Origin of the sequence: Burkholderia anthina, from assembly GCF_902498995.1 — a bacterium.
Classification (GTDB): domain Bacteria; phylum Pseudomonadota; class Gammaproteobacteria; order Burkholderiales; family Burkholderiaceae; genus Burkholderia; species Burkholderia anthina.
Genome location: NZ_CABVLY010000002.1, coordinates 346,123 through 369,717 on the forward strand (window position 1 = coordinate 346,123; position 23,595 = coordinate 369,717).

Genomic DNA, 23,595 nt, shown 5'->3' on the forward strand with positions numbered 1-23,595 from the left:
ACCGGAATGCAATCGATATGAGTCAGGCCATGCAACCCCAACGCACTTCCCCGTCCTCCGATGCCGCCGTCGCGCCCGCGCGCGCCCGCGGCGGCGTGTGGCAACTGATCAACCGCTCCGGCATCGTGATGGTGTTCCTGGTGCTGTTCGCGGTGCTGTCGCTGACCGTGCCGGACTTCCTCACGCCGCGCAACATCCAGGGCCTGCTGCTGTCGGTCACGCTGATCGGCTCGATCGCGGTGACGATGATGTTCGTGCTCGCGCTCGGCGAGGTCGACCTGTCGGTCGCGTCGATCGTCGCGTTCTCGGGCGTCGTCGCATCGACGCTGATCACCGCGACGCACAGCGTGCTGTTCGGCACCGCGGCCGGCATCCTCGCGGGCGGCGCGGTCGGGCTCGTGAACGGCGTGCTGATCGCGCGCTGGCGGATCAATTCGCTGATCGTCACGCTCGCGATGATGGAAGTCGTGCGCGGGCTCGCGTTCATCACGTCGAACGGCGATGCGGTGATGATCTCCGAGGAACGCTTCTTCGAACTCGGCTCCGGCTCGTTCCTCGGCATCTCGTTTCCGATCTGGAGCAACATCGTCGGCTTCGTCGTGTTCGGCTTCCTGCTGCGCAAGACGGTGTTCGGCAAGAACGTGCTGGCCGTGGGCGGCAACGGGGAGGCCGCGCTGCTCGCGGGGTTGCCGGTGATGCGCATCAAGATCACCGTGTTCGTGCTGCAGGGGCTCGTGACCGGCTTCGCCGGCGTGATGCTCGCATCGCGGATGAGCCTCGGCGACCCGAAGACGTCGGTCGGCCTCGAGCTCGGCGTGATCTCCGCGTGCGTGCTCGGCGGCGTGTCGCTGACGGGCGGCGTCGCGACGATCTCCGGCGTGCTGGTCGGCGTGCTGATCATGGGCGCGGTGCAGGACGCCATGAGCCTCCTGAACGTGCCGACCTTTTACCAATATCTGATACGCGGCGGAATTCTGTTGCTCGCGGTGCTGTTCGACCAGTATCGTCGCAACCAGCGGCGCGCGATGAAGATCTGAGGAAGGCGCCGCCCGCGAATGCGACAGATATCGGGAGACGGCATGCAACAGACTCATCCGGGCGCATCGGCGACGCTGCTGGTCGACAGCCGCAACACGCTCGGCGAAGGCGCGACGTGGTGCGACGCGACGCACGCGCTGTACTGGACGGACATCGAAGGCGCATGCCTGTGGCGCTGCCGCGCGGACGGCTCCGACCTCGCGCAGTGGCCGATGCCCGAACGGCTCGCGTGCTTCGCGCTGACGAACGAGCCGCACGTGCTGCTCGTCGGGCTCGCGACGCATCTCGCGTTCTTCGATCTGCGCAGCGGTGCGTTCGCGCGGATCGTCGACGTCGAGCCCGACTTGCCGACGCGGCTCAACGACGGCCGGTGCGACCCGTTCGGCGCGTTCGTGTTCGGGATGAAGGACGAAGGCGGCGAGCCGCCGCGCGCGGTCGGCGGGTTCTATCGGCTCAATCCGGATCTCACGCTCGAACGGCTGGCGCTGCCGGCCGCGGCGATCGCGAACAGCATCGCGTTTTCGCCGGATGGCACGCGGATGACCTTCTGCGATTCGATGGTGCGCGAGATTCTCGTCTGCGATTACCGCGCGGGAGGTGAGGTCGACAACGTGCGGCCGTTCGCACGGCTGACCGATGCGGACGGCGACCCGGACGGCTCGACGATGGACCGCGACGGCGGGCTGTGGAATGCGCAGTGGGGCGGCCGGCGGGTGGTGCGCTACGGGCCGGACGGCGTCGAAACGGCGCGCGTCGCGGTGCCGACCGCGCAGCCGAGCTGCGTGGCGCTCGACGGCGAAGGCCGGTTGTACGTGACGAGTGCGCGGGTCGGGTTGAGCGATGACGCGCTGGCGAGCGATGCCGATGCCGGCGGCGTGTTCGTCGCGCAGACGCGGCATGCGGGGTTGGCGACGGCGCGGTTTGCTGGGACACGTACTGGATGAATGGCGGGTGTGGACGGCAGGTTCTATCGGCTGGCAGGCAAAGATCCGGGTTGTACGAAAGATGTGCGTTGAACGAGGCTGATCAGCCCTCGTCTTTCTCAGCGGAATTCAGGCGCGCCGCATCCGCGACATGAATGCCGCGCACAAAACGTGATCGCGGAATGGGTAACGCCGACGTGACGCAAGGTCATCCTTTCCCCGTCCACTGCTGCTTCTCATATTCCGCCAGCCACATCCATCGACCAGGCTCAAAGCATCGTCTTATATACAAATCTGCCTTCCGCAGCCGTAGGCCGGAACAAACCGCCGTCGAGCGCCCGATACTTCGGTGTCGGATGACACGACAGAAGCCGCTACGGGGGCTTTTCTTTTACACACAATCACCACAATTAAAATAAAGGTAGTCGGGCGCGAACCCAATCCCATTTGGTAGGCGGAATCGCAAGCAACTGCATCACATCACTGCTTGAGCTATCGTAATATACGATTCCGCCAACACCATCTACCAATTCTCGCTCAGTTGCTGAATTTACATAGTATGAGAAATAGCGTTGAGCGCGCAATTCTCCAGCTCCATCAAAAAGCTGAAATCTCACTTCATGGCCATTCCGAATATTCGCGCCACACAGCTTTGCGTAATATTCCACACCTTCAAATTCTTTCTTCCCTCCATTCAGTTCTTTTTCAAAAAAAGCACACTGACCATAATTTGGCCTGATCATGTGAATGGAAGAGCCAATCAGCAAAAACCCAAGAATGGCTAGCCCAGCGATTCTGATGGCGCTAATCTGCATATTTCACCAAGTTTTATTTCAACCGGTTTCTTTAGCTTCAGATAGACAGGCTTTGAATATATCATGAAGTCCCCACCCCTATGATGCTTGGCGCGCCACCGACTGTAGTCTGAGTTGTAGACCGGATAGAACACGTCAGGCTCTTTGAACTTCCCGAAAAGGCTTCTCCTCGTGTCAACGGGCTTGTTGATGCTTTTTACCCAGATATCCACATCAGTATCACGCTTTGGCGAACTGGACGCCGACCCACTTATCACGGGCCCCGGCGCGATGATCACGCCACGCTTGTTCCAATGCCCCAAATATTGAATTCCATTAAATGAGTAGTTATCTTTGACGTAAACGTATATGTGCGTAATTTTTCCAATGGCGTTCAGGCAATAAAAATTGCTCGTTTTTTCGTATCTAAAATATTTTTCGCCAGCGATCTCGAGATTGCCTATGGCTGCGTATATATTGAAATTCGCCAAGGCTCCCGTGAGGTCGGTTGGTGCGAGATTCTCGAGCGTGTCCCAATTGCTGATCGAGGCAAGCTGAAATTGCCAATCGATATGAAATTGACGGATATCAGGCAAAAATTGAACCGTATTGATATTGAGATTTGCTCGTCGGTCTTCCGAGAACATCTTGTTGATTTTTGAAAGAATTTTCGTTCTTGCCTCGACTATAGCGGCGTCTCGATAAATGTCCTCGGCAAGAAGTTTTTCGTATTTTCTGCGTACGCTGCCAAATTTCAACGCCCAGTCAAGGGTTACGCTATCACTATCTATTGGTTGAGTCGATTTGGTATTATCATTATAAATGTGCTCGAAACTCGCGAACCAAATGCGTGCGAGTTTGGCTGATATCCTCCAGCCCAGGTTATCCATCGCAATAGTTACATCTTGCAAATCAAAAGGCGGGGGATTCTCGCAAACTTCGGCCTCGTTTTGCTTTGGTGGTTCTTTGGTCTTCGGCTGCGATGCTTCTGCTTGCTTCCGAGTTTTGGGTGGCTCCACTACCGATTTGGGTGGCAGTGGAAGGGGAGGCGGCGGTTTTTCGCCTGGAGCTAGTCTATCGATTGATACGGTTTTTTGAGTCTCAAGCGGGATGCATCCTTGTGCGCCCTCGTACTTCTTCAACTCAGGCCCTAGCAACCCTTTTTGCGGTTTATAGTAAGGAATCTTTTTTACGTCATTCATAAATAGATTTCATCGATATATGGATAATTTATTTAATGGTTGAAAAATTCCCGCCCCATATCAACACTTGTCGTTTCCAGTGCTGCAGCCACTCCACCCCGTGAAGGTTGGAATGAAGCTGTTCTTTTACCCCGTCACGAAGTGACGAACCATTTTCAAGATGGGAATCGATTGCTTTTGGTAATTTAATTAGCGTTCCGACCGATAATTTCGTACTTATACGAGGCAACTGAGAACATGGCGGTACGCTGAGCGTGATGTCGCGACTATGCGTTCGCCCTCCCACGTGCTGGTAAGATGGCCCGCAATTCCATCCCGCCCGCACCATGAGTTCCGCACCGACCAAGCCCGCGAATCCGAAAACCGCCGCGACGAGCGCCACGGCAGGCGCCGCGAAAAGCGCCGCCCGCGCGGCGGGCGACAAGCCGAAGGCGCGCGTCCAGCAGCGCCTGACCTACGTGATCGGCGGTCTCGACCGCCTGCTGCGCCGTCACATGACCGACGCGCTCGCGCCGCTCGGCATCACGCTCGCGCAATACACGGCGCTGTCGGTGCTCGAGGCGCGCGGCGCGTCGTCGAATGCGCAGCTGGCCGAGCGCTCGTGGATCACGCCGCAATCGGCCAACGAAGTGATGAGCGTGATGGCGGCCCGCGGTTTCGTCACGCGCGAAGCCGACCCGTCGCACGGCCGCATCATCCTGCTGACGCTGACCGACGAAGGCGCGGCGATGCTGCGCGAGTGCGAAGCCGTGCTGCGCCCGCTCGAGACGCGCATGCTCGGCGACATCGCCGCCGACGACGCCGCGCACGTGCAGCGCGCACTCGAACTGTTCTCGCGCAACCTGCGCGGCTGACACCTTCCCGAACCTTCACGGCGCGGGCCCGTGCGGCCCGCGTTCGCCTTTCCCGGCCGGCGCTGGCCACACCGTCCTTCCCCGTTTCTGCCGCTTTCCGCTCCGGGTTTACACCGGCGCACGTGCCGCTTGCAATATCAGGTGGCCTGATATTAAATGAAGCCGTCCGCAGCAGGATCGCTGCGCACCGAATCGCACTGGAAACGAACGACAGGAACAAACATGAGCAAGTACGACAACCGCTGGCAGACCGTTGAAGTGAACGTGGAGGCCGGCATCGCGTGGGTCACGCTGAACCGTCCGGACAAGCGCAATGCAATGAGCCCGACGCTGAACCGGGAGATGCTGGAGGTCCTCGACGCGGTCGAGTTCGACGACGCGGCGAAGGTGCTGGTGCTGACCGGCGCGGGCGCCGCGTGGACGGCCGGCATGGATCTGAAGGAATATTTCCGCGAGATCGACGGCGGCTCCGACGCGCTGCAGGAAAAGGTGCGCCGCGACGCATCGGAATGGCAGTGGCGCCGTCTGCGGATGTACAACAAGCCGACGATCGCGATGGTGAACGGCTGGTGCTTCGGCGGCGGCTTCTCGCCGCTCGTCGCGTGCGACCTCGCGATCGCCGCCGACGAGGCGGTGTTCGGGCTGTCGGAGATCAACTGGGGCATCCCGCCGGGCAACCTCGTCAGCAAGGCGATGGCGGACACGGTCGGGCATCGCCGCGCGCTGCACTACATCATGACCGGCGACACCTTCACCGGCGTCGAAGCGGCGGACATGGGCCTCGTGAACAGCAGCGTGCCGCTGGCCGGCCTGCGCGACGCGACGATCGCGCTGGCCGCGCGGCTGATGGACAAGAACCCGGTCGTGCTGCGCGCGGCGAAACACGGCTTCAAGCGCTCGCGCGAACTCACGTGGGAGCAGTGCGAGGATTACCTGTACGCGAAGCTCGACCAGGCGCAGCTGCGCGATCCGGAGCGCGGCCGCGAGCAGGGGCTCAAGCAGTTCCTCGACGACAAGACGATCAAGCCGGGCCTGCAGGCATACAAGCGCTGATACGAGCGCTGACAAAACCGCCAACGCAACCGCAAGAGACAGGCAAGGCAGGAGACGACATGACCGACAGACGGATGCTGATCGCAGGCGAGTGGTGCACCGCCCGCGACGGGCGAACCTTCGACCGATTCAACCCCGCGACGGGCGCGCTCGCGTCGCGCGCGCCGGCGGCCGGCGTCGCCGACGCCGATGCGGCGATCGACGCCGCGCACCGCGCGTTCCCCGCATGGGCGGCGCTTGCGCCGACCGAGCGGCGCCGCCGGCTGCTGAAGGCGGCCGACCTGATGGACGCGCGCATCGACGAGATCGTCGCGACCGGCATCGCCGAGACCGGCGCGACGCCCGGCTGGCTCGGCTTCAACGTGACGCTCGCGGCGAACATGCTGCGCGAGGCCGCGTCGATGACGACGCAGATCGACGGCGACGTGATCCCGTCCGACGTGCCCGGCAATCTCGCGCTGGCGATGCGCGTGCCGTGCGGCGTGGTGCTCGGCATCGCGCCGTGGAATGCGCCGGTGATCCTCGGCACGCGTGCGCTGGCGATGCCGCTCGCATGCGGCAACACGGTGGTGCTGAAGGCGTCCGAAGCGTGTCCGGGCGTGCACGCGCTGATCGGCGCGGTGCTGAACGACGCGGGCCTCGGCGCGGGTGTCGTCAACGTAATCACGCATGCGGCGGCCGATGCGCCGGCGCTCGTCGAGCGGCTGATCGCGCATCCGCACGTGAAGCGGATCAACTTCACCGGATCGACGCACGTCGGGCGCATCATCGCGCGCCATGCGGCCGCGCACCTGAAACCCGTGCTGCTCGAACTCGGCGGCAAGGCGCCGGTGCTCGTGCTCGACGATGCGGATCTCGCCGCGGCCGTCGACGCGATCGCGTTCGGCGCGTTCTTCAACCAGGGGCAGATCTGCATGTCGACCGAGCGCGTGATCGCCGCGCGTCCGATCGCCGATGCGCTCGTCGAACGGCTGGGCGAGAAGGCGCGCACGCTGGTCGCCGGCGATCCGCTGGCCGGCCACCCGCTCGGCACGATGGTCGATGCGGCGGCGGCCGCGCGTGCCGCGTCGCTCGTCGAGGACGCACGTGCGCACGGGGCGCGCCTGCCGCTCGGCTGCCGGATCGAAGGCGCGACGATGCAGCCGGCGATCGTCGACGGCGTCACGCGCGACATGCGGCTCTATCGCGAGGAGTCGTTCGCGCCGGTCGTCGCGATCCTGCGCGCGGACAACGACGACGAAGCCATCGCGCTCGCGAACGACAGCGAGTTCGGATTGTCGGCGAGCGTGTTCAGCCGCGACGTCGCACGCGCGATGACAGTCGCGCGCCGGATCGAATCGGGGATCTGCCACATCAACGGGCCGACCGTGCACGATGAAGCGCAGATGCCGTTCGGCGGCACGAAGGCGAGCGGTTACGGCCGCTTCGGCAGCCGCGCGTCGATCGCCGAATTCACCGAGCTGCGCTGGATTACCGTGCAGACCACACCGCGTCACTACCCCATATGAGCGAGGTGACGATGAATGCATCGAAGCCCGCAAGCGGGCCCGTGGCCGGCACGAGCGGCGTGCGCTATCGCGCGGCGGCCGTCGCAGTAGGCTCCGCCGAGATTCGTCGCGCGGAAAGCGGCGCGTGGTATCTCCGCTCGCGCGAACCGCTCGGCGATTACCCGACGCGGCTGACCGACTGCCTCGTGCGCGGCGCACAAGCGCACCCCGAGCGCGTGCTGGCCGCGCGACGCGGCGCCGACGGCCGCTGGATCGAGATCACCTACGCGCAGATGCTCGAACGCGCCCGCGCGCTCGGGCAGGGCCTCGTCGATCTCGGGCTGTCGGCTGAGCGTCCGCTCGCGGTGCTGTCCGGCAACGATCTCGAGCATCTGCAACTGATGTTCGCGGCGATGCTGGCCGGCGTGCCGTACTCGCCGATCTCGCCCGCGTATTCGCTGGTGTCGACCGACTACGGCAAGCTGCGCCATACGCTCGGCGTGCTGAAGCCGGGCGCGGTGTTCGTCGCCGAACGCGCGCCGTTCGCGCGTGCGCTCGGCGCGACGTTGCCGGCCGACGCGGCGCTGATCGTCGCACGCGATGCCGATGTCGACTCGGACACACACGCAGACGCGGACGGAAAGCGCCGCGCGGTGCCGCTGTCGCGCCTGCTCGCCACCGCGCCGCGCACGATCGACGCGATCCATGCGGCGGTCGGCCCGGATCATCTTGCGAAGATCCTGTTCACGTCCGGTTCGACGAAGCTGCCGAAGGCCGTGCCGACCACGCACCGGATGCTGTGCAGCAACCAGCAGATGCTGCGCCAGACGATGCCCGAGCTCACGCGCGAGCCGCCGGTGCTGGTCGACTGGCTGCCGTGGAATCACACGTTCGGCGGCAGTCACAACCTCGGCATCGCGCTGTACAACGGCGGCACGCTGTACATCGACGACGGCCGGCCGGTGCCCGGCCGCTTCGACGAAACCGTGCGCAACCTGCGCGAGATCGCGCCGACGATCTACTTCAACGTGCCGAAGGGCTGGGAAGAGCTGACCGCCGCGCTCGAACGCGATGCCGAACTGCGCGACACGTTCTTCTCGCGCGTGAAGCTGTATTTCTTCGGCGGCGCGGGGCTGTCGCAGGCCGCGTGGGACCGGCTCGACCGCGTGACCGACGCGCATTGCGGCGAGCGCATCCGGATCATGGCCGGCCTCGGGATGACGGAGGCGTCGCCGTCGTGCCTGTTCACGACGGGGCCGCTGATGCGCGCCGGCTATATCGGGCTGCCCGCGCCCGGCTGCGACGCGAAGCTCGTGCCGTGCGGCGGCAAGCTCGAACTGCGCTTCAAGGGGCCGAACGTGATGCGCGGCTACTGGCATGCGGACGCCGATCCGCGCGACGTGTTCGACGACGAAGGCTATTACCGCAGCGGCGACGCGGGCGTCTTCGCCGATCCGGCGCGGCCGGAACTCGGGCTGCTGTTCGACGGGCGGCTGACCGAGGATTTCAAGCTGAGCAGCGGCACGTTCGTCAGCGTCGGGCCGTTGCGCGCGAATGCGGTGTCGAGCGGCGCGCCGTACGTGCAGGACGTGGTCGTCACCGGGATCAATCGCGACGACATCGGCTTGCTCGTGTTTCCGCGCGTCGACGCGTGCCGCGCGCTCGCGGGGCTTGCAGCCGATGTGCCGGTGCGCGACGTGCTGCGCGCGCCGGCCGTGCGCGCGGCGTTCGCGGCATGGCTCGCCGCGCTGAACCGGAACGCGAGCGGCGGTTCGACCTTCGTTGCGCGCATCCGGCTGATCGACACGCCGCCGTCGCTCGATCTCGGCGAAGTGACCGACAAGGGTTCGCTGAACCAGGCGGCCGTGCAGCAGCACCGCGCGGCGACGATCGATGCGCTGTACGACCCGGCGCGGCGCGATCCCGACGTGATGTACGCGTAAGCAGCAGGCAGGTTCAAGCAACAACAAGCAGGCGTAACGACCGACCGGCCGGCCACGTGACCGGCAGGCATACTTGCGGCCATTGAATCAGGTTGCCTGATAAAGACGGCCGTTCAGCCGACACCTCGCGCGCTCGTCCGCCACTGGCCGGCGGTGCGCGGCGGCCGTTGCAGGGCCGACCGACTACAAGACATGGGAATGGAGACAGGATGAACACCTACGTTGCCGAAAAACCCGCGGTCGCGACCACGCTCGCGCTGTGTTTCGCGATCGCGCTCCTCGAAGGGCTCGACCTGCAGTCGGTCGGCGTCGCCGCGCCGCGCATGGCGCGCGAATTCGGGCTGACCGTATCGCAGATGGGCATCGCGTTCAGCGCGGGCACCTTCGGGCTGCTGCCGGGCGCGATGCTCGGCGGCCGGCTCGCCGACCGGATCGGCCGCAAGCGCGTGCTGATCGCATCGGCCGTGCTGTTCGGGCTGCTGTCGATCGCCACCGCGCAGGTATCGACCTTCGCGATGCTCGTCGTCGTGCGCGTGCTGACCGGCATCGGGCTCGGCGGCGCGATGCCGAACCTGATCGCGCTGTCGTCGGAAGCGGTCGAGCCGCGCTCGCGCAGCAGCGCGGTGGCCACGATGTACTGCGGGATTCCGTTCGGCGGCGTGATCGCGTCGCTGATCGGCGTGCTGCTCGCCGGCGACACCGAATGGCGGCACATCTTCTACGTCGGCGGCGCGGGGCCGCTGCTGCTCGTGCCGCTGCTGGTGTGGTGCCTGCCGGAATCGCGCGCGTATCTCGACGTCGCCGGCACGCAGGCCGCGCGCACCAGCGTCGCACGCACGCTGTTCGGCGACGGCCGCACGACGTCGACGGTCGCGCTGTGGGTCAGCTACTTCTGCACGCTGATCGTCCTCTACTTCCTGCTGAACTGGCTGCCGTCGCTGATGGCCGCGCGCGGGCTCGACCGCGAGCACGTCGGCCTCGTGCAGATCGCGTTCAACGTCGGCGCGGGGCTCGGCGCGCTCGGCATCGGCGCGGCGCTCGACCGGATGCGCGCGTCGCGCGTGGTGGGCGGCATGTATGCCGGGATCGTGCTGTCGCTCGCCGCGCTGGCGGCCGCGCCCGGCTTCGCGTCGCTCGCGGCGGCCGCGTTCGCGGCCGGGATGTTCGTGGTCGGCGGCCAGTCGGTGCTGTATGCGCTCGCCGCGATCTATTACCCGACCGCGATGCGCGGCACGGGCGTCGGCGCGGCGGTGGCGGTCGGCCGGCTCGGCTCCGTCGTCGGGCCGCTCGCGGCCGCGACGCTGCTGGCCGCGGGCCGCAGCGCGCCGGTTGTGATCGGCGCGAGCATCCCCGTCACGCTGGTTGCGGCCGTCGCCGCGCTGGTGCTGATTCGCCGTCCGCAAGCCGGCGACTGAGTTTCGCTTTTTTCAATGCGCGCCGTCAGAGCGCGCGACTCACCCAGGTCTGGAGACGCAACGACATGAAACAGAACACAAGGAACGGCCTGCTGGCCGCCGGCGCGTGCTGCGCACTCGCCGCGCCGGGCGCGCACGCGCAGTCGAGCGTGACGCTGTACGGGATCATCGATACGGGCGTCGAGTTCGTGTCGCACGCGAACGCGGCCGGCGACCACGTGGTGCGCATGCCGGGCGTGACGGGCGAGCTGCCGTCGCGCTGGGGGCTGCGCGGTGCGGAGGATCTCGGCGCCGGCTACCAGGCGGTCTTTACGCTCGAAAGCGGCTTCAACGTGCGCGGCGGCGATCTCGGGCAGGGCGGCCGGCTGTTCGGGCGGCAGGCGTTCGTCGGGCTGAAGGGCGGCTTCGGCACGCTCGCGTTCGGCCGGCAGTACACGATGACCTATCTCGCGCTGCAGGGCGCGGACATCATCGGCCCCGACATCTACGGGCTCGGCTCGTTCGATGCGTACGTGCCGAACGGCCGCGCGGACAACGCGGTGACCTACGTCGGCACGTATCGCGGCGTGACGTTCGGCGCGGCCTATTCGTTCGGCCGCGACGGCGCGGGCACCGGCAACTCGCCGGGGCAGGGCACGTGCGCGGGGCAGGTGCCGGGCGACGCGCTGCAGTGCCGCAACTGGTCGGTGATGCTCAAGTACGACAGCGCGTACTTCGGCGCGGCGGCCTCGTACGAGGAACAGCGCGGCGGCACCGGCGCGGCCGCGAACTTCTTCGACGGCGTCGAGCCGGTCGCCTTCACCAGCAGCGGCGGCAAGGACGCGCGCACGCACGTGAGCGCGTATGCGCAGGCGGCCGGCGCGCGCATCGGCGCGGGCTGGATCGGGCGGCGCGTGTCGACCGGGTCGCCGGCCGCGCCCGGCGCGCACTCGGACCTGTTCTTCGTCGGCGCGTCGTATGCGGTGAAGCCCGATTTCGTCGTCGACGGCGAAGGCTACCGGATCGTCAACAGCGCGCACGACACGCGCGCGACGATGGCCACGCTGCGCGCGACCTATCTGCTGACCAAGCGCACGGCCGTCTACGCGCAATCGTCGTATCTGTGGAACAGCGCGCAGGCGCGCTACGCGGTCAGCGGCGGCGGGGCCGGCACGACGCCCGGCGAAGGGATGGGACAGCTCGGCGCGATGGTCGGCGTGCGCCACATGTTCTGATCGGCAGCCTGACGAACGGGAGATATCTTGAACAGGAAATCTGCATTCCTCTGTATTGCGCCGCTGTCCGCGGCGGCCATGCTCGCCGGTTGCGGCGGCGACGATTCGGTCAGTTCCACACCGACCCACCTGAGCGCCGCGACGCCCGCCGCGATGACGCAGACCTGCGACGCGCTCGCCGCGAAGCTCGCGTATGCGAACACGTCGTTCACGTCGGTGACGACCGCGGCCGCCGGCGCGCTGACGGTGGCCGGCAAACCGATCGCCGAGCACTGCGTGATCGAAGGGAAGATGAACGAGCGTGTGAGCGCGGTGGACGGCAACACCTATGCGATCGGCTTCGAAATGCGCTTGCCGAAAGCATGGAACGGCCGCTTCTTCTATCAGGCGAACGGCGGGCTCGACGGCAACGTCGTGACCGCGACCGGCGAGATCGGCGGCGGCGGGCCGCTGACCGACGCGCTGAACATGGGCTTCGCGGTGATCAGCTCGGATTCCGGGCACAGCGCTGCACAGAACCCGCTGTTCGGCATCGATCCGCAGGCGCGGATCGACTACGGCTACGGCGCCGTCGACGCGCTCACGCCGATGGCCAAGCAGGTGATCCGGCTCGCGTACGGCAAGGCGCCCGACCGCAGCTATTTCGACGGCTGCTCGAACGGCGGCCGTCACGCGATGGTCACGGCGGTGCGCAACCCGGGCGACTACGACGGGATCATCGCGGGCGACCCGGGCTTCCACTTGCCGAAGGCCGCGATCGGCGAGATGTACGGCGCGCAGCAGTTCGCGAAGATCGCGTCGGCGACCGGCACCAACGGGCTGCCGGACATCCGCAGCGGCTTCACCGATGCGGAACGCCAGTTCGTCGGCGCGAAGATCCTCGAGAAATGCGATGCGCTCGACGGCGCGACGGACGGGATGGTGCAGGACGTCGCCGCGTGCCAGGCGCACTTCAGCGTCGAGACGGACATCCCGGCCTGCGCGAACGGCGCGCGCACCGGGTCGTGCCTGACGACCGCGCAGAAGAGCGCGCTGGAGAACGTGTTCGCGGGTGCGCGCAACAGCGCGGGCACGGCGCTCTATGCGAGCTTTCCGTACGATCCGGGCGTGGCCGGCAGCGGCTGGGCCGCGTGGAAGCAGTCGAATTCGGTCACGCTCGACCCGGCCGCGATGGCGTTCACGTTCATGTCTCCGCCGAAGACCGCCGCGACGCTCGCGAACCTCGCCGGCTTCGCGCTCGGCTTCGACATGGACACCGATGCGCCGTCGATCTTCGCGACGAACGGCGTGTACACGCAATCCGCGTGGTCGTTCATGACGCCGCCCGACGAGACGAACCTGGCCGCGCTGAAGTCGCGCGGCGCGAAGCTGCTCGTCTATCACGGCACCGGCGACCCGGTGTTCTCGTTCAACGACACGCGTGACTGGTATGCGCAGGTCGCGCAGGCGAACGGCGGCGACGCGTCGGATTTCGCGCGCTTCTATCCGGTGCCGGGGATGAACCACTGTTCGGGCGGCCCCGCGACGGACCAGTTCGACATGCTGACGCCGCTCGTCGCGTGGGTCGAGCAGGGGCAGGCGCCGGCCGCGATCGTCGCCGCCGCGCGCGACACGACGAACGCGGTGCCGAACGCCGACGTGCCGGCGTCGTGGGGTGCGGGCCGCACGCGTCCGCTGTGCCCGTATCCACAGGTCGCGCGCTACAACGGCTCGGGCGACGTGAACTCGGCGGCGAGCTTCAGTTGTCGATGACGTAGACGGTGTGGGCAGGGACCGATGCGCGGATGCATCGGTCTCTTGCCGCGGCCTGGCGGGCGGCGGCGCGCCGCGCATGACGATGGCATTTGCCGCCGGCTGCGGCATCCGGAGATACTATGGCGACTTTCTGTCGGCGCGAAGCGTCCTGACCGACGTCATTCGCCGCGTATTCTTCACCTGATTCGACCATGCAAACCGTAGCGGTACTCGACTTCGAAACAACCGGGCTTTCTCCGAACATGGGGGACAGGGCGACCGAAATCGCCGTGATTCTGCTGCGCGACGGCCAGATCGTCGACCGTTACCAGAGCCTGATGAACGCCGGCCGCCGCATCCCGTCCGACGTCGTCGCGCTCACCGGGATCACGAACGACATGATCGCGTCGGCGCCGCCGGTGGCGAAGGTCATGAAGGAAGCCGCCGCGTTCGTCGGCAGCCATCCGGTCGTCGCGCACAACGCGGGCTTCGACAAGCGGTTCTGGCAGGCCGAGCTCGGGATGCTCGGGATGGCGGCCGAGCATGCGTTCGCGTGCACGATGCTCGTGTCGAGACGCATCTATCCGCATGCGCAAAGCCACCGGCTGTCGAACCTCGCGGACATGCTGCGCCTGCCGCAGACGGGCCGTGCCCACCGCGCGATGGTCGACGCGGAGATCGCGAGCCATCTGTGGTGCCGGTTGCAGCGCGACATCGGCGAGACCTACGGGCTGCGGCACATCGATCACGGGCTCATGTCGCGCTTGCAGACGACGAGCAAGGCGAAGCTTGCGGCGTTTTTCGGGTCGCTGGCCGCCGGCGCGCGCTGACGCCGCGCGTCACTCGCCGGGGTCCAGCGGCACCTCGAGCCCGACCTTCACGCGGCTCATGCTCACCAGCGTCTTGAAGCGCTTCACGTTGTTGTTCGAGAAGAACAGCTCGCGCGTGAGCGCGTTGTACTGATCCATGTTGCGCACGGCCAGGATCAGCACGAAATCCCATTCCCCCGTCACGTAGTAGCACTGCTGGATCTGCGGGCAGCGCTCGAAGGTCCGCTTCATCGCGTCGAGCTGGTCGATCTGCTCGCTCTCGACCTCGACGTTCACGACGATCGTCAGCGGATGATCGACCTTCTCCGGCGCGACGATCGCGGTATAGCGCTCGATCACGCCGTCTTCCGCGAGCCGGCGCAGGCGGCGGTTCACGGCCGCGGTCGACAGGTTCACGCGGGCGCCGAGCTCGTTCTGCGGCGTGTGCGCGTCGCGCTGGACTTCCATCAGCAGCTTGCGATCGAACGCATCGAGTGGGGTAGTCATGATGGCGCGGCAACCTTGAAAGAATGAGAAATTTTTGCGTCCGGGCCGCCGATTTGGCGATTTTGTTCACGGGCATGCGCAATATTATTTTTCGGACCGTCGGCGAGCGCAACCCGTGCGCGCCCGAACCGAATCCACCGATGGACCGCCCGCGGTCCTTTTCCGGAGCTTCCCGCCATGTTGATCGCCAACCCGCGTGCGTCGCGCGCCGCCTGTCCCGACGCACTGCAGCGCATCATGACCATTGCCGCGGCCGCGCCGTCCGTCTACCGGCAGTGCGTCGGCGATGCGGCCGATGCGGTGCCGGCGCGCCGGCGCGACTGGCCGAAGCCGAACCGCGCGGCTGCGGTAGCCTGAGCGAACGGAACGACATGACGACGGACGAGGCAAGCACGATGGACGCAATCGACGCAACGGAAGAAAGCACGCTGCAGGGGCAACTGAAGACCTGGCGCCGGTACCTGCATCGGCATCCGGAGACGGGTTTCGAGGAAGTAAACACGTCGGACTACGTCGCGCGGATCCTGACGACGCTCGGGCTCGACGTGCAGCGCGGGATCGGCGGCACCGGGCTGGTGGCGAACCTGACGGTCGGCACCGGCACGCGCGCGATCGGCATTCGCGCGGACATGGACGCGCTGAACATCGCCGAGCATGCGCCGGGCCGCGACTACGCGTCGTGCACGCCGGGCAAGATGCATGCGTGCGGGCACGACGGCCACATGTCGATGGTGCTCGGCGCCGCGCAGCTGCTGGCCGAGCGCAAGGATTTCGACGGCACGGTGCGGTTCATTTTCCAGCCGGCCGAGGAACACGGGCGCGGCGCGAAGGCGATGATGGCCGACGGCCTGTTCGAGCGCTTTCCGGTGGATGCGATCTTCGGCGCGCACAACATGCCGGGCATGCGCGCCGGCACGTTCTCGACGCGCGCGGGCGGCATCATGGCGAGCGAAGACAACTTCGTGATCCGCATCGACGGCCGCGGCACGCACGCGGCGCGTCCGCACATGGGCATCGATCCGATCGTGATCGGCTCGCAGATCGTGCTCGCGCTGCAGACGATCGTGTCGCGCAATCTCGATCCGGGCCAGCAGGCGGTGATCTCGTGTACGGAGTTCATCACCGACGGGCTGCGCAACGTGCTGCCGTCGACGGTGACGATCAAGGGCGACACGCGCAGCTATTCGCGCGACGTGCAGGCGCTCCTGGCCACGCGGATGCGCGAGATCAGCGAAGGGATCTGCCGCACGCACGGCGCGACCTGCACGTTCGAATACACGCACGAGTTCGCGCCGACGGTGAATTCTCCGGAATGGGTCGACACGGCCGTGCAGGCCGCGGCGCAGATCGTGGGCGCCGACGCCGTGAATGCCGACGTGCAGCCGATGATGATCTCGGAAGACTTCGGCGCATTCCTGCAGGCGGTGCCGGGCAACTTCGTGTTCATCGGCAACGGCGAAACGGCCGGGCGCGGCGGCGTGCCGCTGCACAACGCGACGTACGATTTCAACGACGAGATCCTGCCGATCGGCGCGCGCTATTTCGCGGAAGTGGCGCGGCGCGCGTTGAGGGCCGCGTAGCGGTCGTCAGGCCGCCGGAACATGGCGGGCGTCACGCAGCCCCTCACGCGGCATTACGCTTCGGCCGCCCGCCTGCCCGGCGCGTCGGCCGTGCTCGTGCGATCGAGGATCGCGAGCACTTCGCGCGCGGTGTTCTCCGAATGGCTGCGCAGCACTTGCGGCAGCGCCGTGTGAGCGGGGTCGGCCAGCGCGGCCATGATCTCGTCGTGCTCGTGCAGCGACTCGGCCCAGCGCAGCGTGTCCGCGTTCGCGGCGCCGCGCGCGCGGTGCACCTTCGACATCAGCGACGCATAGATGCCCGACAGCACCGGGTTGCCCGCCGCGTCGACGATCATCTGGTGAATCTGCTGGTTCAGCCGGAAATACTCGACCCGCTTGCCGGCCTCGTGGCACTCGACCATCCGCCGGTGCTTCGCCTGCAGCGCGGCGAGGGTCGACGCGCCGATGCGCTGGCTCAGCAACTCGCCCGCCATCGCCTCGAGCCCGTGCAGCAGCTCGAACGTCGACACGAGATCGTCGACGTCGATCGATGCGACGCGATAGCCGATGTACTGGCGATGCGTGACGGCGCCTTCCGCGACGAGCACCTTCAGCGCTTCGCGCAGCGGCGTTTTCGACACGTCGAACGCGAGGCTCAGTTCCTTCTCGTCGATGCGCGCGCCGGGCGGCAATTCGCCCTCGTCGATCATCACGCGCAGGCGCGCGGCGATCTCCGCGGCCATGCCGCGCGTGCGCAGAAGCAGGGGATTGCGGGGTGTCTGGCTCATGATGGTGCGAGCTTATCACGATATCGGGGCTTACCCTGCACCAACATTGTGATATTGGAATTTCAATAAAACCAAGCGTTTACGATAACGGTAATTATAAATTTCTAATCTTATACTCGGCTCCACGTTGCGCGACGTCCTGACCATCCTCGTTCATCCCTGGAGTCCGTCCATGTCTTCAACCTCCGGTGTCGCCGCCCTGACGGTCGGCAAGTCCGCCGTCCGCTGGAAGATATTCGTCGTCATGCTGAGCCTCATCGCGATCAACTACGTCGATCGCGCATCGCTGTCCGTCGCCATGCCTTACATCTCGCAGGAGTTCAACATCGGGCCGGCGATGGAGGGTCTGATCCTCAGCTCGTTTTTCTGGACCTATGCGGTGATGCAGATTCCGGGCGGGATGCTGGCCGACCGCTTCAAGCCGCGTATCGTGATCGCGACCGCGACCGTGTTCTGGGGCTTCTTCCAGGCGATCGCCGCGCTGTGCACGAACGCGCCGTCGCTGCTGCTCACGCGCCTGGGCCTCGGGGCGGCCGAAGCGCCGATCTATCCGGCCGGCGGCAAGCTCAACGCGATCTGGATGACGCAGACCGAGCGCGGCCGCGGCGCCACGCTGCTCGACGGCGGCGCGCCGCTCGGCGCGGCACTCGGCGCGGTGCTGATCGCCGGGCTGATCGCGCTGCTCGGCTCGTGGCGGCTTGCATTCGCGGTGGCCGGCGTCGGCACGGTGCTGGCCGGTTTCGTCGCGTGGTCCTACATCCGCAACACGCCGCGCGAGCATCCGGGCGTCAACGATCTCGAAGCCGACTACATCGAGGCATCGCACGCGAGCGACCTCGCGGCCGAGCCGGCCGGTGCGTCGGGCCGCTCGCGCGACTTCTTCAAGTACCGCTCGGTGTGGTGCATGTTTTTCGGCTGGATGTGCTTCAACAGCGTGTTCTACGGGCTGCTCACGTGGATGCCGAACTACCTGCACAAGGTGCACGGCTTCGACATCAAGCAGATGGGCGGCTCGACCTTCATCATCTTTTTCTGCGGCTTCGTCGGCGAACTGCTCGGCGGCTGGATCGCCGACAAGTGGAAAGCCGCGGGCGGCCGCCCGAACGTCGTGATGCGCACGCTGTTCGGCATCGCCGCCGTGATCGCGACCGTGTCGATCTTCTCCGTCGCGTACGTGAAGAGCCCGGTCGTGTGCGTCGCGCTGCTGTCGTCGACGCTGTTCTTCCTGCGCTGGTGCGGGCTGTACTGGTGCATCCCGTCGTCGCTCGGCACGCGCAACAAGATCGGCTTCCTCGGCGGCTTCATGAACCTCGGCGGCAACATCGGCGGCGTCACAGTGCCGATCGTCGTCGGCGCGATCGTGCAGTTCACCGGTTCCTACTTCCTTGCGCTGATGGTGTTCGCGGCGGCCGGCGTCGGCCTGCTCGTGTGCTCCAGCGCGATCGACTACGAAAACAAGCTCCCCGTCTGACCGACCCTTTTCACTGGTAGAGAGAAACCCATCATGAAAAAACGTACGCTGCTCGGCATGCTCACGCCGTCTTCCAACACGTCGCTCGAACCGCTGACGAGCGCGATGGTCGCCGGCCTGCCGGGCGTGTCCGCGCACTTCGCGCGCTTCCCCGTGACCGAAATCTCGCTGTCGGGCCAGGCGCTCGGCCAGTTCGACGACGACAAGATCATCCAGGCCGCGATGCTGCTGGCCGACGCGAAGGTCGACGTGATCGCGTGGAACGGCACGTCGTCCGGCTGGCTCGGCTTCGAGGCCGACGAGCGGCTGTGCCAGCGCATCACCGCGGCGACCGGCATTCCGGCCACGACCTCCGTGCTCGCGCTCAACGAGATCCTGAAGAAGACGAACGCGCACGAGTTCGGCCTCGTCACGCCGTATCTCGACGACGTGCAGACGAAGATCGTCGACAACTACCGCCGCTCGGGGCTGAACTGCATCGCCGAGCGCCACCTGAACCTGAAGGTCAATTTCTCGTTCTCCGAAGTAACCGGCGACCAGATCGGCGCGATGGTGCGCGAAGTCGCGAAGGCCGGCCCGCGCGCGATCTCGATCTTCTGCACGAACCTGAACGCCGCGCACCTGGTACCGGCGCTCGAGGAAGAGACGGGCATCCCGATCTACGACACGATCTCGACCGTCGTGTGGAAGGCGCTGCAGCTCGCCGACTACGACACGCGGGAGGTGAAGGGCTGGGGGCGTCTCTTCAGCGACGTGGTCTGAGGCGCGCGCCATGTCGAACGATCTCGATTTCGTGATCCGTCACGCGGACGTCGTGACGGCGGCGGACCGGTTCTCGTGCGACATCGGCATCCGCGCGGGGCGCGTGGCCATGCTCGGCCACGCTCTGCCGCGCGCGCCGCGCGAGCTCGATGCGAGCGGAATGCTCGTGATGCCGGGCGGTGTCGATGCGCACTGCCATCTCGACCAGCCGATGCCCGACGGGCTGAAGATGGCCGACGATTTCCTGACCGGCACGCGCGCCGCGCTGTGCGGCGGCACGACGACCGTCGTGCCGTTCGCCGCACAGGCGAAGGGGCAGTCGCTGCAGGCCGCCGTCGACGACTATCACCGGCGCGCCGAAGGGCGCGCGCTGATCGACTACGGCTTCCACCTGATCGTCGCCGATCCGACGCCGCACGTGCTGGCCGAGGAGTTGCCGCGGCTGATCGCGAACGGCTATACGTCGTTCAAGGTGTACATGACCTACGACGACCTGAAGCTGAACGACCGGCAGATGCTCGACGTGCTGTCGGTCGCGCGCGCGCATGGCGCGCTCGTGATGGTGCATGCGGAGAATTCCGACTGCATCGGCTGGCTGACCGAGCGGCTGCTCGGCGACGGTCGCACCGCGCCGCATTTCCATGCGCAGGCGCGGCCGGCGGTGGTCGAGCGCGAGGCGACCCATCGCGCGATCGCGTTCGCCGAACTCGTCGACGTGCCGATCCTGATCGTGCACGTGTCGGGCGCCGAGGCGATCGAGCAGATTCGCTGGGGGCAGTCGCGCGGGCTGCCGATCCTCGCGGAGACGTGCCCGCAGTACCTGTACCTGACGGCCGCCGATCTCGGCCACGACGATCACGGCGGCTACGAAGGCGCGAAGTGCGTGTGCAGCCCGCCGCCGCGCGATCCGGCCAACCAGCAGGCCGTCTGGAAGGCGCTGAAGCAGGGCGTGTTCTCGGTGTTCTCGTCCGATCATGCACCGTTCAACTACGACGATCCGTGCGGCAAGCATCCGGGCGGCCGGGCCGTGTCGTTCGACCATATTCCGAACGGCATCCCCGGGCTCGAAACGCGCCTGCCGCTGCTGTTCGACGGCGTGTGCAAGGGGCGCCTGTCGCTGCACCAGTTCGTCGAGCTGACGTCGCTGCGGCCCGCGAAGCTGTACGGGCTGTATCCGCGCAAGGGGACGATCGCGGTCGGCGCCGATGCGGACATCGTCGTGTGGGACTCGGACAAGCGCGTGCGGATCGCGAATGCGTCGCTGCATCACGCGGTCGACTACACGCCGTACGAGGGCATCGAGGTGACGGGCTGGCCGCGTCATTGCCTGTCGCGCGGCGAACTGCTCGTCGAGGACGGCCGGCTGCTCGCGGCTCGGCCGGGGCGCGGGCAGTTCCTGCCGGCCGGCACGCCGTGTCTGGATTGACGCTCGATGCGTCGGAACGAGGCGGGCCCGCGCGACGCGCGGGCGTCATCGGTATCAAACGAATGTGAAGGAGCGGACATGAGCGTTTCCCAGGCAATGCGCCGACTCGTGGCGGCGACCGTCGTCGCCGGATCGTGCGCCGGCCCGGCGCAGGCCGCGGGCGATGCGCCGCAGGACCTGCCGAGCGTCGTGCCCGAATCGGCCGGCGTCGATTCGGCGCCGCTCGTGCGGCTGTCCGAATGGCTGCGTCACGACCGGATGGACGTGCGCAGCCTCGTCGTCGTGAAGGACGGCAAGATCGTGTTCGAGCGCTACGGCGACGGCCTTACGCGCGACAACAACTACGAGCTGTATTCGGTGACGAAGACGATCACCGCGCTGCTCGCCGGCATCCTCGACGGCGAGGGCAAGCTCGGCCCGTCGACGAAGGTCGCGCCGCTGATCGCGGCCGCGCGGCCCGATCTCGCGAGCGAACTCGCGGACAAGCAGGACATCGAGCTGCGGCACCTGATGTCGATGTCGAGCGGGTTGCGCTACACGACGCGCGAAGGCACCGATCCGCTGTACTACGACGCGCCCGACCGGCTGCGCGTCGCGGTGACGAGCCGTGCCGCGCAGCCGCCCGGCACGCATTTCGACTACATCGACGTGAATCCGGTGCTGGTCGGCACGGCCGTGTCGATTGCGGCGCAGGTGCCCGAGGACGCATTCGCGCGCCAGCGGCTGTTCGAGCCGCTCGGCTTCGCGCATTACCGCTGGAGCGGCGCCGACGGCACCGGCGCGGTAGCGGGCGGCTGGGGCCTGCGGCTGCGCGCCGTCGACATGGCGAAGATCGGCATGCTGCTGCTCGACAACGGTAGATGGAACGGTCGGCAGATCGTGCCGGCCGGCTGGATCCGGCAGATGACGACGCCGTCGCCGGCCGCGGACGATTACGGTTACTACTGCTGGATTCATCACGTCGTCGAGCATGGCACGCCGGAATTCGGTGCGATGGGCTTCAAGGGGCAATTCATCACGGTGCTGCCCGCGCAGCGCGCGGTCGTCGTGATGACGAGCCTGCTGCCGACCGACGGCGGGTTGCGCGACGCGACCTACCTGAACCTGTATCGGCGGATGGTCGGCGATTACATCCTGCCGGCGCTCACGCCCGCGCGGCCGCCGGTCGAAAGCGCGGCTGCCACGCAGGCGCTGCAAGACGAGCTCGCGCGCAGCCGGCAGACGAAGGGCGTGCCCGGCACCGCCGCCGCGTTGAACGATGCGCCGGAGATTTGATGAGGATTACGAATAGGATGAAAGGCGGGATGAAAAGCGGGACGACAGGCCCGGCGGCGTGGTCCGATGCGCGGCGGCCGGGTGCGCCTTTCACGCGCCGGCTGCTTGCGCGGTTCGCGGCGTTGCTGATCGGCGGCGGTGCACTGGCGTCGGCGCCGGCGGTGTCTGCCGCGCAAGCGGCAGACGCGTTGCCGCCGCTGCATGAAACCGGCATCGCGGCCGCCGCGCCGGAGGACGTCGGCGTCGATTCGCGCAAGCTCGTCGACCTGTCGCGCTGGATCCGCGACCGGAAGCTCGACGTATACAGCCTGCTCGTCGTGAAGGACGGCAAGCTGATCTTCGAGCGCTACGGCGCGAAAGCGTCGCGCGATGCGACCTACGAGCTGTACTCGGTGACGAAGGCCGTGACGTCGCTCGTCGCCGGCATCCTCGTCAAGCGCGGCGCCGTGCATCTCGACGAGCCGGTGGCCGCGCGGCTCGCCGCGTGGCGTCCCGACCTGGCCGGCGCGCTCGCGGACAAGCGCGGCATTGAGCTGAAGCACGTGCTGTCGATGTCGAGCGGCCTGCATTACGACTTCAGCCCGAAGGACGATCCGATCTACTACACCGCGCCGGACCGGCTGAAGCTCGCCGCGTCGGCGGCGCCGAAGGTCGCGCCGGGCACCGCGTTCGAGTACACCGACGTCAACCCGATTCTCGCGTCGGCGATGTTGAGCGCGGCGGCCGGCGAACCTGTCGAGCGCTACGCGCAGACGCACCTGTTCGCCCCGCTGGACATGAAGCGCGCCGCGTGGGAGCGCGCGGACCGCACCGGCCTCGTGTCGGCCGGCTGGGGGTTGCGGTTGCGCGCGATCGACATGGCGAAGATCGGCATGCTCGTGCTCGACGGCGGGCGCTGGCAGGGGCGACAGGTCGTCCCGCAAGCGTGGATCGCGCAGATGACGACGCCGCGCGTGTCGCCGCATTTCGGCTACTACTGGTGGATCAACAACATCGTCGACAGCGAGCCGGAAGTCGACGCGATGGGCTTCAAGGGGCAGTTCATCACGGTGCTGCCGAAGCGCAATACGGTGATCGTGATGACGGGCGTGCTGCCGGTGGACGGCGGGCTGCGCGATGCGGAGAACGTGAAGCTGTTCCGCCGGATGGTGAACGGCTACATCCTGCCGGCGCTCGATGGCGGGGCGGCGTCGGGGCAGGGTGCCGGTGGCGGCGATACGCGTGCGGCGCTGCGCGAGGAGCTTGAAGTGAGTGCGCGCTCCGCAGGTGTGCCCGGTACGCAGGTCGATCCGACGGATCTGCCGAAGTAGCGGCGGCTATAGACGTGCGGTGCTGCGCGCG

The 23,595-nt window shown here is 66.8% G+C and carries 21 protein-coding genes; 17 read left to right on the top strand and 4 right to left on the bottom strand.

Translation table 11 applies throughout. From position 1 onward, the window contains the following. The first annotated feature begins 17 nt into the window (after window positions 1-17). Both araH and BME24068_RS04405 read left to right on the top strand, forming a co-directional pair. Window positions 18-1,037 (top strand): L-arabinose ABC transporter permease AraH, encoded by a 1,020-nt coding sequence (gene araH, locus BME24068_RS04400; RefSeq protein ID WP_174925263.1) that lies wholly within the window; start codon window positions 18-20, stop codon window positions 1,035-1,037. Between the two features lie 42 nt (window positions 1,038-1,079). Next, entirely contained in the window at window positions 1,080-1,982 is a 903-nt protein-coding gene (locus BME24068_RS04405; protein WP_174925264.1) for an SMP-30/gluconolactonase/LRE family protein, read from the top strand. 389 nt (window positions 1,983-2,371) lie between these two features. On the opposite strand, the gene BME24068_RS04410 is transcribed toward BME24068_RS04405, so the two are convergent. Further along, window positions 2,372-2,776, bottom strand: coding sequence for a hypothetical protein (locus tag BME24068_RS04410; protein WP_174925265.1), 405 nt, complete (start codon window positions 2,774-2,776; stop codon window positions 2,372-2,374). Beyond that, window positions 2,743-3,957: a DUF6402 family protein gene (locus tag BME24068_RS04415; protein ID WP_174925266.1), complete on the bottom strand. Its 1,215-nt coding sequence runs from the start codon at window positions 3,955-3,957 to the stop codon at window positions 2,743-2,745. The genes BME24068_RS04410 and BME24068_RS04415 overlap by 34 nt, the downstream gene beginning before the upstream one ends. 326 nt (window positions 3,958-4,283) lie before the next feature. Here BME24068_RS04415 and BME24068_RS04420 point away from each other — a divergent pair, with 326 nt between their 5' ends. The 8 genes from BME24068_RS04420 (at window position 4,284) to BME24068_RS04455 (ending at window position 14,487) form a co-directional block, all read left to right on the top strand. Further along, window positions 4,284-4,811: a MarR family winged helix-turn-helix transcriptional regulator gene (locus BME24068_RS04420; RefSeq protein WP_174925267.1), complete on the top strand. Its 528-nt coding sequence runs from the start codon at window positions 4,284-4,286 to the stop codon at window positions 4,809-4,811. 222 nt (window positions 4,812-5,033) lie between these two features. Continuing rightward, on the top strand, window positions 5,034-5,864 hold the full coding sequence (locus BME24068_RS04425; RefSeq protein WP_096508724.1) for a p-hydroxycinnamoyl CoA hydratase/lyase: 831 nt from the start codon (window positions 5,034-5,036) through the stop codon (window positions 5,862-5,864). A gap of 59 nt (window positions 5,865-5,923) precedes the next feature. Then, on the top strand, window positions 5,924-7,372 hold the full coding sequence (locus BME24068_RS04430) for an aldehyde dehydrogenase (protein ID WP_174925268.1): 1,449 nt from the start codon (window positions 5,924-5,926) through the stop codon (window positions 7,370-7,372). After that, window positions 7,369-9,294 (top strand): feruloyl-CoA synthase, encoded by a 1,926-nt coding sequence (locus BME24068_RS04435; RefSeq protein ID WP_174925269.1) that lies wholly within the window; start codon window positions 7,369-7,371, stop codon window positions 9,292-9,294. The genes BME24068_RS04430 and BME24068_RS04435 overlap by 4 nt, the downstream gene beginning before the upstream one ends. Window positions 9,295-9,503: 209 nt before the next feature. Continuing rightward, the gene (gene mhpT / locus BME24068_RS04440; RefSeq protein WP_174925270.1) at window positions 9,504-10,709 is read left to right on the top strand and encodes a 3-(3-hydroxy-phenyl)propionate transporter MhpT; all 1,206 of its coding nucleotides are present in this window, start codon (window positions 9,504-9,506) and stop codon (window positions 10,707-10,709) included. A 65-nt stretch (window positions 10,710-10,774) separates the two neighbouring features. Next, a complete protein-coding gene (locus BME24068_RS04445; RefSeq protein ID WP_174925271.1) occupies window positions 10,775-11,923 on the top strand; it encodes a porin in 1,149 nt (382 codons plus the stop codon). Between the two features lie 27 nt (window positions 11,924-11,950). Continuing rightward, complete coding sequence (locus tag BME24068_RS04450) at window positions 11,951-13,675, top strand: tannase/feruloyl esterase family alpha/beta hydrolase (RefSeq protein WP_174925272.1); 1,725 nt, start codon at window positions 11,951-11,953, stop codon at window positions 13,673-13,675. Window positions 13,676-13,869: 194 nt separating this feature from the next. After that, a complete protein-coding gene (locus BME24068_RS04455; protein WP_174925273.1) occupies window positions 13,870-14,487 on the top strand; it encodes a 3'-5' exonuclease in 618 nt (205 codons plus the stop codon). A 9-nt stretch (window positions 14,488-14,496) separates the two neighbouring features. Here BME24068_RS04455 and BME24068_RS04460 read toward each other — a convergent pair whose 3' ends face one another. Continuing rightward, the gene (locus tag BME24068_RS04460) at window positions 14,497-14,973 is read right to left on the bottom strand and encodes an Lrp/AsnC family transcriptional regulator (protein ID WP_174925274.1); all 477 of its coding nucleotides are present in this window, start codon (window positions 14,971-14,973) and stop codon (window positions 14,497-14,499) included. Between the two features lie 177 nt (window positions 14,974-15,150). Here BME24068_RS04460 and BME24068_RS04465 point away from each other — a divergent pair, with 177 nt between their 5' ends. Together BME24068_RS04465 and BME24068_RS04470 are read left to right on the top strand one after the other, a co-directional pair. Then, a complete protein-coding gene (locus BME24068_RS04465; RefSeq protein ID WP_174925275.1) occupies window positions 15,151-15,330 on the top strand; it encodes a hypothetical protein in 180 nt (59 codons plus the stop codon). 38 nt (window positions 15,331-15,368) lie between these two features. After that, the gene (locus BME24068_RS04470) at window positions 15,369-16,553 is read left to right on the top strand and encodes a M20 aminoacylase family protein (RefSeq protein ID WP_174925276.1); all 1,185 of its coding nucleotides are present in this window, start codon (window positions 15,369-15,371) and stop codon (window positions 16,551-16,553) included. A 53-nt stretch (window positions 16,554-16,606) separates the two neighbouring features. Here BME24068_RS04470 and BME24068_RS04475 read toward each other — a convergent pair whose 3' ends face one another. After that, a complete protein-coding gene (locus tag BME24068_RS04475; RefSeq protein WP_096508733.1) occupies window positions 16,607-17,320 on the bottom strand; it encodes a GntR family transcriptional regulator in 714 nt (237 codons plus the stop codon). A gap of 172 nt (window positions 17,321-17,492) precedes the next feature. On the opposite strand from BME24068_RS04475, the gene BME24068_RS04480 reads away from it, so the two are divergent. The 5 genes from BME24068_RS04480 (at window position 17,493) to BME24068_RS04500 (ending at window position 23,564) form a co-directional block, all read left to right on the top strand. Next, window positions 17,493-18,791: an MFS transporter gene (locus BME24068_RS04480; RefSeq protein ID WP_174925277.1), complete on the top strand. Its 1,299-nt coding sequence runs from the start codon at window positions 17,493-17,495 to the stop codon at window positions 18,789-18,791. Between the two features lie 33 nt (window positions 18,792-18,824). Continuing rightward, on the top strand, window positions 18,825-19,553 hold the full coding sequence (locus tag BME24068_RS04485) for a maleate cis-trans isomerase family protein (protein WP_174925278.1): 729 nt from the start codon (window positions 18,825-18,827) through the stop codon (window positions 19,551-19,553). 10 nt (window positions 19,554-19,563) lie between these two features. Beyond that, window positions 19,564-20,979 (top strand): dihydropyrimidinase, encoded by a 1,416-nt coding sequence (gene hydA / locus BME24068_RS04490; RefSeq protein WP_174925279.1) that lies wholly within the window; start codon window positions 19,564-19,566, stop codon window positions 20,977-20,979. A gap of 78 nt (window positions 20,980-21,057) precedes the next feature. Further along, the gene (locus BME24068_RS04495; protein ID WP_174925280.1) at window positions 21,058-22,254 is read left to right on the top strand and encodes a serine hydrolase domain-containing protein; all 1,197 of its coding nucleotides are present in this window, start codon (window positions 21,058-21,060) and stop codon (window positions 22,252-22,254) included. Further along, complete coding sequence (locus tag BME24068_RS04500) at window positions 22,254-23,564, top strand: serine hydrolase domain-containing protein (RefSeq protein ID WP_239007632.1); 1,311 nt, start codon at window positions 22,254-22,256, stop codon at window positions 23,562-23,564. Before BME24068_RS04495 ends, BME24068_RS04500 begins: the two co-directional genes overlap by 1 nt. Window positions 23,565-23,595 lie beyond the last annotated feature (31 nt).

Bases quoted from the DNA above. Each gene is read 5' to 3' on its own strand.
- BME24068_RS04445 (WP_174925271.1), top strand. From the start codon at position 10,775: ATGAAACAGAACACAAGGAACGGCCTGCTGGCCGCCGGCGCGTGCTGC.
- BME24068_RS04460 (WP_174925274.1), bottom strand. From the start codon at position 14,973: ATGACTACCCCACTCGATGCGTTCGATCGCAAGCTGCTGATGGAAGTC.
- BME24068_RS04430 (WP_174925268.1), top strand. From the start codon at position 5,924: ATGACCGACAGACGGATGCTGATCGCAGGCGAGTGGTGCACCGCCCGC.
- BME24068_RS04495 (WP_174925280.1), top strand. From the start codon at position 21,058: ATGAGCGTTTCCCAGGCAATGCGCCGACTCGTGGCGGCGACCGTCGTC.
- BME24068_RS04475 (WP_096508733.1), bottom strand. From the start codon at position 17,320: ATGAGCCAGACACCCCGCAATCCCCTGCTTCTGCGCACGCGCGGCATG.
- BME24068_RS04465 (WP_174925275.1), top strand. From the start codon at position 15,151: ATGTTGATCGCCAACCCGCGTGCGTCGCGCGCCGCCTGTCCCGACGCA.
- BME24068_RS04435 (WP_174925269.1), top strand. From the start codon at position 7,369: ATGAGCGAGGTGACGATGAATGCATCGAAGCCCGCAAGCGGGCCCGTG.
- hydA (WP_174925279.1), top strand. From the start codon at position 19,564: ATGTCGAACGATCTCGATTTCGTGATCCGTCACGCGGACGTCGTGACG.
- BME24068_RS04455 (WP_174925273.1), top strand. From the start codon at position 13,870: ATGCAAACCGTAGCGGTACTCGACTTCGAAACAACCGGGCTTTCTCCG.
- BME24068_RS04500 (WP_239007632.1), top strand. From the start codon at position 22,254: ATGAGGATTACGAATAGGATGAAAGGCGGGATGAAAAGCGGGACGACA.
- BME24068_RS04405 (WP_174925264.1), top strand. From the start codon at position 1,080: ATGCAACAGACTCATCCGGGCGCATCGGCGACGCTGCTGGTCGACAGC.
- mhpT (WP_174925270.1), top strand. From the start codon at position 9,504: ATGAACACCTACGTTGCCGAAAAACCCGCGGTCGCGACCACGCTCGCG.
- BME24068_RS04470 (WP_174925276.1), top strand. From the start codon at position 15,369: ATGGACGCAATCGACGCAACGGAAGAAAGCACGCTGCAGGGGCAACTG.
- BME24068_RS04480 (WP_174925277.1), top strand. From the start codon at position 17,493: ATGTCTTCAACCTCCGGTGTCGCCGCCCTGACGGTCGGCAAGTCCGCC.
- BME24068_RS04410 (WP_174925265.1), bottom strand. From the start codon at position 2,776: ATGCAGATTAGCGCCATCAGAATCGCTGGGCTAGCCATTCTTGGGTTT.
- BME24068_RS04415 (WP_174925266.1), bottom strand. From the start codon at position 3,957: ATGAATGACGTAAAAAAGATTCCTTACTATAAACCGCAAAAAGGGTTG.
- BME24068_RS04485 (WP_174925278.1), top strand. From the start codon at position 18,825: ATGAAAAAACGTACGCTGCTCGGCATGCTCACGCCGTCTTCCAACACG.
- araH (WP_174925263.1), top strand. From the start codon at position 18: ATGAGTCAGGCCATGCAACCCCAACGCACTTCCCCGTCCTCCGATGCC.
- BME24068_RS04425 (WP_096508724.1), top strand. From the start codon at position 5,034: ATGAGCAAGTACGACAACCGCTGGCAGACCGTTGAAGTGAACGTGGAG.
- BME24068_RS04420 (WP_174925267.1), top strand. From the start codon at position 4,284: ATGAGTTCCGCACCGACCAAGCCCGCGAATCCGAAAACCGCCGCGACG.